The sequence below is a fragment of the Ramlibacter sp. genome, from assembly GCF_036383835.1.
Lineage (GTDB): Bacteria > Pseudomonadota > Gammaproteobacteria > Burkholderiales > Burkholderiaceae_C > Ramlibacter.
This window is the reverse complement of the sequence record NZ_DASVNN010000039.1, coordinates 21139-28177: the sequence shown is the minus strand read 5'-3', so window position 1 is coordinate 28177 and position 7039 is coordinate 21139. Positions and strand designations below refer to the sequence as shown.

The 7039-nt window shown below is 66.2% G+C and carries 5 protein-coding genes and 4 tRNA genes; 2 read left to right on the top strand and 7 right to left on the bottom strand.

What is annotated here, in order from left to right; translation table 11 throughout:
• The first annotated feature begins 281 nt into the window (after positions 1-281).
• On the top strand, positions 282-923 hold the full coding sequence (locus tag VF522_RS06780) for a hypothetical protein (RefSeq protein WP_330907470.1): 642 nt from the start codon (positions 282-284) through the stop codon (positions 921-923).
• A gap of 152 nt (positions 924-1075) precedes the next feature.
• Positions 1076-1855: a glutamate racemase gene (gene murI / locus VF522_RS06775; protein WP_330907469.1), complete on the top strand. Its 780-nt coding sequence runs from the start codon at positions 1076-1078 to the stop codon at positions 1853-1855.
• Positions 1856-1900: 45 nt separating this feature from the next.
• Here the strand turns inward: murI and VF522_RS06770 are convergent, their stop codons facing one another.
• The 7 genes from VF522_RS06770 to lon all read right to left on the bottom strand — a co-directional run bounded on the left by VF522_RS06770 (position 1901) and on the right by lon (position 6944).
• On the bottom strand, positions 1901-3202 hold the full coding sequence (locus VF522_RS06770; protein WP_330907468.1) for an MFS transporter: 1302 nt from the start codon (positions 3200-3202) through the stop codon (positions 1901-1903).
• A gap of 148 nt (positions 3203-3350) precedes the next feature.
• Positions 3351-3980 (bottom strand): DUF6806 family protein, encoded by a 630-nt coding sequence (locus VF522_RS06765; protein ID WP_330907467.1) that lies wholly within the window; start codon positions 3978-3980, stop codon positions 3351-3353.
• 51 nt (positions 3981-4031) lie between these two features.
• Positions 4032-4122, bottom strand: a tRNA-Leu gene (locus tag VF522_RS06760).
• Positions 4123-4184: 62 nt separating this feature from the next.
• Positions 4185-4260: transfer RNA gene (locus VF522_RS06755), tRNA-Gly, on the bottom strand.
• 11 nt (positions 4261-4271) lie between these two features.
• Positions 4272-4345: transfer RNA gene (locus VF522_RS06750), tRNA-Cys, on the bottom strand.
• A 45-nt stretch (positions 4346-4390) separates the two neighbouring features.
• Positions 4391-4466 (bottom strand) — tRNA-Gly (locus tag VF522_RS06745).
• 57 nt (positions 4467-4523) lie between these two features.
• Complete coding sequence (gene lon / locus VF522_RS06740; RefSeq protein WP_330907466.1) at positions 4524-6944, bottom strand: endopeptidase La; 2421 nt, start codon at positions 6942-6944, stop codon at positions 4524-4526.
• Positions 6945-7039 lie beyond the last annotated feature (95 nt).

Below are 7039 nucleotides of genomic sequence, written 5' to 3'. Positions count from 1 at the left end.
ACGAATCTTGCGAGCGAGCCCCGCGGTGCGACGTGCACCGCGCGGGCTCGCGCTCGCTTGTCGTTTAGAACGCCTAAGTAATATTGCATGCGTCGCTCATGCACATTCTTTAACGCTTCCTCACTACATCTCATCTTTAGCATACGTACGATCCGCCTCGCTTTGTCGGAATTCGCACGTGCAGGACGCGAGACAAGGCGCCGTGACTCGGGATGCTTCGCGCATGCCGAACTTCTGAACCCCGTCGCGTCTCGCGACCCATCCCCCCGGAGTGAATCTCAATGTCCATCAACCAGGACCTCCTGCTGGAATTCGGCAGACTGGCGCTCGTCTACGTTCACCTCATCGCGTGCTGCATCGCCCTCGGGCTGGTGCTCACGAGCGACGTCGCCATGCTGCGCGCACTGCTGCAGGACGACCCATCGTCACGCCGCAAGAAAGCGCAGAACCTGCACGAGCTGCAGAAGGTGGTGTATTTCGCCCTCGTCGCGCTCTGGGCGACGGGCGCCGCGATCGTGACGCTCGACGCGCTCGTGAAGGGCGGCTGGGGCTACTTCGCCAACCCCAAGATCCAGGCCAAGATCCTCGTCGTGTTCCTCCTCACGGTGAACGGCGTGCTGCTGCACAGCGTGGTGCTGCCCTGGATGGAAAAGGCCGGCTCGCTCCTGAACCTGTCGTTCCGCCAGACCATCATCTCCGTCGTGGCGGGCGTCATCTCCGGCGTGTCCTGGCTCTATGCCGCCTTCATGGGCGTCGGCCGGCCGCTGGCCTGGAAGTATTCGCTGGTCGAACTGATGGCCGCCTGGCCGATGCTGGTGATGGGCGGCTTCACGGGCATGCTGCTGCTGGTCACGTGGTGCAAGTACCGCAACGAGGAAGGCTCGCCCGCGCACTTCGGGTCGCTGGCCGGGGCGCGCGCCTGATCGATTGCCGGGTCGGCGGGGCATGAACCCCGCGCGCCGCGTTGGCCCTTCTGGCAGCCGTCGTGAAATGCTGCCTGGCGGGGAAGAAGGCTGTCAACGCGGTGCGACCTTTTCCTGCGCGGCACGTCCGCGCTGCCGGTAGAGTTGCGGTCATGGACCGCGACCGGCCGATCGGTGTATTCGACAGTGGCGTCGGGGGGCTCAGCATCCTGCGGGCCCTCCGCGCCGAACTCCCCGGGGAAGACTTCGTCTATTTCTCCGACGCGGGCCATGCCCCCTACGGCGAGAAAGGCGAGGAGTTCGTCTCGAACCGCTCCCTGGCGATCGCGGTGGACCTGCTGGAGCAGCACCGGATCAAGGGCCTCGTCGTGGCCTGCAACACGGCGACGGCCGCGGCGGTGCACCTGCTGCGCGCCAGGCACACGCACCTGCCGGTGGTCGGCGTCGAGCCGGCGCTCAAGCCCGCAGCGTCGCTGACGAAGACGCGCCATGTCGCGGTGCTCGCGACCCGCGGCACGCTGTCCAGCGCGAAATTCAAGGCCTTGCAGGATTCGTTGCGCGAGCACGCGCAGTTCTCGCTGGTGCCATGCGATGGACTCGCCGCGGCGATCGAAGCGGACGACGGCCCGCAGGTCCGCGCGCTGTGCCTGCGCTACACCAGGGACGTGTGTTGCTTCGGCACGAAGCCGGGCGAGATCGACACGCTGGTGCTGGGATGCACGCACTATCCGTTCGCGGCGGAGGTTTTTCGCGAGCTTCTCGGGCCGGATGTGCAACTGGTCGAAACCGGCGAGCCGGTGGCCCGGCAGACGCGGCGCCTGCTGGAAGGGCAGGCGTTGCTGAATCCGTCCGGATCAGGGGCCGTGCGCTTTCACACCAGCGGCGATCCGGGCGCGTTGCGGACTGCCGCCGCGCGCTGGTTGTCCTTGTAACGCTGCGTGCGTCGGGGTTCGGCGCTGCGCGCGCTCACCGCCGACCTACGGGGCTGCCAATGCAGCCTGGCGGCCTCGATTCACATCGATCTTCAGCAATAGCACCAGTCCCACCACGAACAGCACCGCCGTCGACACGATCGCCAGGCGCTGGTTGCCTCCCGTGGCCCAGGTGATCGCTCCATAGGTGAGCGGGCCGATGATGCTGGAGAGCCGCACGGCGAAGGTCCACAGGCCGTAGAACTCCGCCAGCTGCTTCGGCGGCGCGAACATGCCCGCGAGAGCGCGTCCCGCCGACTGGCTCGATCCCATGCACAGGCCGGCGATCGTGGCGGCCCACCAGAACTGGCCCTTGGTGGCCGAGAGCGCCGCGATGATGCACACCGCGATCCAGCCCACCAGCGTGCTGCCCAGCGCGATCTTGTGGCCGATGCGGTCCTGCAGGTAGCCCCAGGCGAAGGCGCCGGCGGCGGCCGCGAAGTTCAGCACGAAGATCAGCACCATCGTTTCCTGCGGCTGGAAACCGATCACGCTCTCCGCATAGATCGCGGCGAGCGCGATCGCGACGGCCACGCCGCCCTGGTAGAACACCGCGCAGGCGAGCAGCCACATGAAGTCGCGGTAGCGCCGCGCCTCGCGGAAGGTGTGCTGCAGGCGATGCAGCGAGGCGCGCACGCCGCCTTCCTGCAGGGCGCGCGGATTGGGCTGCGCGCGCTCCTGCAGCAGCCGGAAGGTGACGAGCGAAGCGGCGCCGTAGATCACCGCGGTGATCAGCATCGTGACGGGCACGAACTGCGAGGCAGGGATCTGCTGCGACTGCGCCCACAGCACGTAGCCGAGGCAGATGCCCAGGGCCAGCATGCCGCCGAAGTAGCCGAAGCCCCAGCCCCAGCCGCTCACCTTGCCCATCGAATCGGCCCGCGCGAGCTCCGGCAGGAAGGCCGCCGTGAGCGACTCGCCGTAGTTGTAGAAGGTGTTGGAGACGATGACCAGCACCATGGCCGCCGCCACTGCGCCGGGCTTCGCCAGCGCGAGCGCCGCGGTGCTCAGGACGCAGCCCGCCGTCACCAGCATCAGCAGGCGCTTCTTGGCCCCGCGCAGGTCGGCATAGGCGCCGAGGGTCGGCATCGTGAACATCACGATGGCGTACGAGACCGACAAGGCCGCGGTCCACGCGAAGGTGGCCCACTCGGCCTTGCCCGCGATGCCGCTCACGAAGTACGCGGCGAAGACGGCCGTGATGACGACCGTGGTGTAGCCGGAATTGGCGAAGTCGTACATCGCCCAGCCGAACACCTCGCGCTTGCGCACGCCGGGGTTCAGTGCTTCCTGGGAAAACAGGGCCATGGGGCTCCTCCTCGGCGCGCATCGTAGCGCGGATGAGCAAGATGCCGTCATCCCCGCGAAGGCGGGGGCCCAGGGCGTTGGAGAAGCGCCGCGAAGCGGTGCGTGAATGCGGAAGCTCTGGATCCCCGCCTGCGCGGGGATGGCGGCTTCAGTGCAGATGCCGCGGGCGCCGTCCGCCGCCATGCCCGCCGCCGGAGCCGCCGCCGCTGCCGCGCGGCGGCTTGCCCAGCTCGAGCGAGCTCACGAGGGCGTCGAAGCGCTGCGAGAAGAGCTTGTCGATCTCGCCCACCACCCCATTGAGCTCGTTGGCGTCGAAGTGGCGCTCCATCAGGTTCACGACGTCCTGCACCAGCAGGTCGCGCTGCACCTGCATGATGGCCGCGGGCGTGGGGCCGACGAACAGCATCAGGAAGTCGTCGCGGGATTCGGCCTCGGGCTCGGCCTCTTCCTCGTCGAACTCGGCATCGTAGAAGGTCACCTCGATCGCGGCGCCCTCTTCCGCGAGCTCGTTGAGCGACATGCACATCTCGTCGAGCTGCTGGCGGAAGTCCTGGTCGCCGGCGACCGTCCAGCACATGGTGAGCATGCGCTCCTGGGCATCGAACTTGATGCCGGGCTCTTCCTCGTAGGCACTCTCGGCGCCGTCGGCCAGGGACTTCGCGCCGGCATAGGTCCACAGGGGCTTGAGCGCCTCCTGCAGCTGGGCGTAGCTCACCCCGTTGCGCAGCGGCACTTCGCCGTGCACGTGGATCTCGAAGGGGGCGTCGTATTGGGACATGGGGTGCTCTCCGGCCCTATTTTGACCCGACCGGCCGGGTTCTGTTCTTGTTGGTGCCTCGAGCCGGGATCGAACCGGCACGCTCCGGTCAGGGAGCGGCGGATTTTAAGTCCGCTGTGTCTGCCAATTTCACCATCGAGGCGGCAGGCCGGTCCCGACTGTACGGCAAAGAAAAAGGGAAGCCCGAGGGCTTCCCTTACGTGTTGGAGCGGGAGAAGAGTCTCGAACTCTCGACCTCAACCTTGGCAAGGTTGCGCTCTACCAACTGAGCTACTCCCGCATCGACTTTTCTGGAGGCGCGTACCGGAGTCGAACCGATCTAAACGGATTTGCAATCCGCTGCATAACCGCTTTGCTAACGCGCCGACATCAGATGAATAAAGGGCGCGTAGCGCCCTTTATTCAGGATCTGGAGCGGGAAAAGAGTCTCGAACTCTCGACCTCAACCTTGGCAAGGTTGCGCTCTACCAACTGAGCTATTCCCGCGTCGAAGTCGCAAGTATACCGGAGTTTTTCGAGCCTCCTTGCAGGAGGCTGAAAAACTCAGTGCTGCACCGCGACCGGCTTGGTGCCTTCCACCACCGGCGCGACCGTCTGCGGCTCCTCGTCGACCAGCGGCGTGGGCTGGCGCTCGAGCGCCACTTCCAGCACCTTGTCGATCCACTTGACCGGCACGATCTCGAGCGCGCTCTTCACGTTGTCCGGGATGTCCTGCAGGTCCTTGGTGTTCTCCTCGGGGATCAGCACCGTCTTGATGCCGCCGCGCAGGGCCGCGAGCAGCTTCTCCTTCAGGCCGCCGATCGCCGTGACCTCGCCGCGCAACGTGATCTCGCCGGTCATCGCGACGTCCGCGCGCACCGGGATGCCGCTGAGCGCCGACACCAGCGCCGTCGTCATCGCCGCGCCGGCGGACGGGCCGTCCTTCGGCGTGGCGCCATCGGGCACGTGGATGTGGATGTCCTTCTTCTCGAAGATCTCGTCCTTGATGCCCAGCATGCGCGCACGGCTGCGCACCACGGTGCGCGCGGCTTCCACCGACTCCTTCATCACGTCGCCCAGCGAACCGGTGCGCTGGATGTTGCCCTTGCCGGGCATCAGCGCGGCTTCGATCGTCAGCAGGTCGCCGCCGACTTCCGTCCACGCCAGGCCGACCACCTGGCCCACCTGGTTCTGCTGCTCCGCGCGGCCGTAGGTGTGCTTGCGCACGCCGAGGAAGTCGTTGAGGTTCTCCGCGGTGACCTTCACCTGCGGCGTCATCTTCTTGAGCTGCAGGCCCTTGACCACCTTGCGGCAGATCTTGGACAGCTCGCGCTCCAGCGAACGCACGCCGGCTTCCCGCGTGTAGTAGCGCACGATGTCGCGCACGGCATCTTCCGTGACCTCGAGTTCCGCGTCCTTCACGCCGTTGTTCTTCATCTGCTTGGGCAGCAGGTAGCGCATGGCGATGGCGGTCTTCTCGTCCTCGGTGTAGCCCGAGAGGCGGATCACCTCCATCCGGTCCAGCAGCGCCGGCGGGATGTTCATCGAGTTCGACGTCGCCACGAACATCACGTCCGAGAGGTCGAAGTCGACTTCGACGTAGTGGTCGCTGAACGTGTGGTTCTGCTCGGGATCCAGCACCTCCAGCAGGGCCGAGGCCGGATCGCCGCGGAAGTCCTGCCCGAGCTTGTCGATCTCGTCCAGCAGGAACAGCGGATTGCGCGTGCCGACCTTGGACAGCGACTGCAGCACCTTGCCCGGCAACGCGCCGATGTAGGTGCGGCGGTGGCCGCGGATCTCGGCTTCGTCGCGCATGCCGCCCAGGGCCTGCCGCACGTACTTGCGGCCGGTGGCGCGGGCGATCGACTGGCCCAGCGACGTCTTGCCGACGCCCGGGGGGCCGACCAGGCACAGGATCGGCGCCTTGACCTTGTCGACGCGCTGCTGCACCGCGAGGTACTCGAGGATGCGGTCCTTGACCTTCTCGAGGCCGTAGTGGTCCTCGTTGAGCACGTCCTCGGCGAACGCGAGGTCGTGCTTCACCTTGGTCCGCTTGGCCCACGGCAGGCCGGTGAGCACGTCGATGTAGTTGCGCACCACCGTTGCCTCGGCCGACATCGGCGACATCAGCTTCAGCTTCTTCAGCTCCGCGTCCGCCTTCTTCCTGGCGTCCTTGGGCATCTTGGCGGCCTTGATCTTCTTCTCGATCTCCTCGATGTCGGCGCCTTCTTCGCCTTCGCCGAGTTCCTTCTGGATGGCCTTGACCTGCTCGTTCAGGTAGAAATCGCGCTGGTTCTTCTCCATCTGCCGCTTCACGCGGCCGCGGATGCGCTTGTCGACGTTGAGGATCTCGACCTCGCGCTCGATCTGCTCGAACAGGTTCTCGAGGCGTTCCTTGACTTCGGCGAGGTCCAGCACGACCTGCTTGTTGTCGAGCTTCAGCGGCAGGTGCGCCGCGATCGTGTCGGCCAAGCGGCCCGGATCGTCGATCGATGCGATCGACGTGAGGATCTCAGGCGGGATCTTCTTGTTCAGCTTGACGTACTGGTCGAACTGCTGGAGCACCGCGCGGCGCAGCGCCTCGATCTCGGGGGACTTGGGCTCGCCTTCGGCGGTCGAGGAATCGACCGGGACGACGGTGGCGGTGAAGTGCTGGTTGCCGTCGACGATCTTGGAGACGCGGGCACGCTGCTGGCCTTCGACCAGCACCTTCACGGTGCCGTCGGGCAGCTTGAGCATCTGCAGGATCGTGGAGATGCAGCCGACCTCGAACATGTCGGAGACCGACGGTTCGTCCTTGGCCGCGGCCTTCTGGGCCACCAGCATGATGCGGCGCTCGGCTTCCATCGCGGCCTCGAGGGCCTTGATGCTCTTGGGCCGGCCGACGAACAGCGGGATGACCATGTGGGGGAACACCACCACGTCCCGCAATGGCAGGAGCGGCAGGTCCATCGGTTCAGAAGGCAAAGGGGTATGTCCGGACATGGTGCTCCTCGAAATGACTTGCCTTATTTGGCAGGCGATGGGGCATTTTCAACCCGGCCGCTCCTCCATGGGGGCGGCAGGGTCGAAAAATGAGG